The sequence below is a fragment of the Deltaproteobacteria bacterium genome (assembly GCA_016874775.1).
GTDB lineage: Bacteria > Desulfobacterota > Binatia > Bin18 > Bin18 > VGTJ01.
This window is the reverse complement of sequence record VGTJ01000343.1, coordinates 1-2,319: the sequence shown is the minus strand read 5'-3', so window position 1 is coordinate 2,319 and position 2,319 is coordinate 1. Positions and strand designations below refer to the sequence as shown.

The following is a 2,319-nucleotide window of genomic DNA, read 5'->3' as shown; positions in this document are numbered from 1 at the left end:
AGCCATGCGGACGGTCGAAGCGCGACTGGAGCGTCATCCCAAGTTGCCCAAGTGGGACATCTTCATCCGCCCCGCTACTCCTGACTGATATAGGGGGATTTTCTTTTCCAGAATTCGCCTTAGGGTTCCAGGTAGACATCGCTAACACTGGCCGTGAGGCATTGGTCGCTTTAGGGCAGACTCATTACGACATCATCCTCATGGATTGCCAAATGCCGGAAATGGATGGATTTGAAGCAACTCGTCGCATTCGCGAACGAGAGAAACAGGTATCGACCACCAAGAGCCAATTGTCAGCTTCAGAGCGAGGCTCCTTGACCTCTTCATCGGCGGCTCATCATCAACCGCCAGCAACCACTCACATTCCCATCATCGCGCTTACTGCCAATGCGATGGAGAAAGATCGCCAGCTCTGCTTAGACGCCGGCATGGATGACTATCTGAGCAAACCATTTTCACAAGAACGTCTGGCTGCCATCCTCGCGCGTTACCTTCCTCCTACATCAGGAACCGAAACTAACCAGCAAAGCCCGAAGCCTCTCGCTCCAGATGCTGCCACTGTACGGCCAGACGCTTCTCCAGATACAGGATTGTCTTCGTCAGTTTCCGCAACGGTTTCTGTGCCTGTCGAAGAGGAAGCCCCTTCCCATATTGACGCCAAGGCCTTGAATCAGATCCGTGCCCTGCAACGCCCGAATGCCCCTAATGTCGTCCACAAGATCATTAACAGTTATCTGCACGACGCCCCGCAACTGCTTGAAGCGGCGCGGCAGGCCATCGCTCAGAATGATTCGTCGACCTTATACCGGACGGCCCACAGCCTGAAGTCTACGAGTGCTTCACTTGGCGCGCTGACGTTAGCAGGACTGTGTAAAGAGTTAGAGGCGGTCGGGCGAGCACAAACCACGGACAAGGCAGGCACTTTGTTAGTAGCCATTGAGCAAGAGTACACGCACGTTCAAGAAGCACTCAAAGCTGAATTGTAAGAACGCCTCACGAAAGAACCAGCCAGCTTGCTCGTTCTCGGTGGCACGGCTGGACACGCCAGTAGTACGAGGGTGCGCGTGAGCCTCAGGCCTCTAGAAACCACTCATCATGAAGTGAGGCAACAGCAATAAAGACACAGCCGGTTTTTGTCGTGACCCCAACGTGCATCGATCCCACTTCTGCTCGACAGTAATCCCCTGGACGCATCAATACTCCTGACACGAACAATTCACCTTCGATCACATAGGACTCTTCGAGTCCAACGTGACGGTGACGCGCCAAAGACGAGCCAGGCGCCATCCGTACCAATGTCGTGTAGAATCCGCGCTCCTTATCGACAGAAAGGACCTTCATCTCAATCCCCGGAGCGTTACCAGGTTTCCAGTCCATGCACTCAGCGCTCACGAATCTCAGTTGATCTTTGTCGATCGTCGGGTGGGCCGCAGACATTCCCTGAGCAACAGCCTGCTGCAGTATCCGCTCGCGTACGTGTTGTGGTGGTGTTTGCAGCGGAGTCGCAAAAGCAAGATGTTCTACAACTGGAGCAAATCCTGCTACCTCGGCAGCACAAACGTCGCAACCGTCAACCAAGCGGTGTTGCTCAAAAGCACTTCGTTCCTCATCAGGAAGCGCACCAACGGTATAGAGTGCGGCTTGCTCGCGGCTTTCATCAAGAGAGTGGTTCCGGTTCATAACGCTTGTCCTGCGCTCAGGTGTGAGGTGAGCATTTCCGATGGTGCAAGTAGCTCGCGTAACCGTAACATCCCCAGACGGATTCGTGTTTTTACTGTCCCGAGGGGCTGTCCGACGCGGGCTGCAATTTCACTATGACTTAAGTCAGAAAAATAGGCGAGTTCAATCAATTGTCGCTGTTCCTCACTAAGGCTTGCTAGCGCCTTCTGGACTACGCGTTGGCGTTCTCTCGCCTCACTCGTGTCCTCTGGACTTGGTGTGTCCGCGCTGACATGTTGTGCCTGTTCTATTGGCTCGTCTTTGCTATTGCGTTGTCGACTGCGGAGCAGGTCAATCGCTCGACTCCGCGTCAGCGTCAGCAGCCATGCTAGAGGGGTCCCGCGTTGCGAATCGTACGTTTGCGCTTGACCCCAGACCTGGGCATAGACTTCAATCACCACGTCCTCAGCAATGTCACGCTCATGGACAATCCGTAACGCCAAGCTAAAGACCACTTTGCTTGTGGCATCGTAAGGATTTTAGAAAAAATAACTTTAACAACTGTGAGCTCGAGGGAGTAAGGAATAATTCCACTCTCCATGAAAGGCCTGTGGTTTCAACTTCAGGGTGGCCAGTTCTTCTTTCGTCACTTCCTTGCCG

General features: G+C 53.6%; 3 protein-coding genes. 1 reads left to right on the top strand and 2 read right to left on the bottom strand.

Annotated features, from left to right (window positions below):
* Positions 1-986, top strand: a 986-nt coding sequence (locus tag FJ147_28300) for a response regulator (protein ID MBM4259785.1), incomplete at its 5' end; no start/stop codon positions are given.
* A gap of 85 nt (positions 987-1,071) precedes the next feature.
* Here FJ147_28300 and FJ147_28295 read toward each other — a convergent pair.
* Together FJ147_28295 and FJ147_28290 are read right to left on the bottom strand one after the other, a co-directional pair.
* Positions 1,072-1,680 (bottom strand): hypothetical protein, encoded by a 609-nt coding sequence (locus tag FJ147_28295; protein ID MBM4259784.1) that lies wholly within the window; start codon positions 1,678-1,680, stop codon positions 1,072-1,074.
* A complete protein-coding gene (locus FJ147_28290; GenBank protein ID MBM4259783.1) occupies positions 1,677-2,162 on the bottom strand; it encodes a sigma-70 family RNA polymerase sigma factor in 486 nt (161 codons plus the stop codon). Before FJ147_28290 ends, FJ147_28295 begins: the two co-directional genes overlap by 4 nt.
* Positions 2,163-2,319 lie beyond the last annotated feature (157 nt).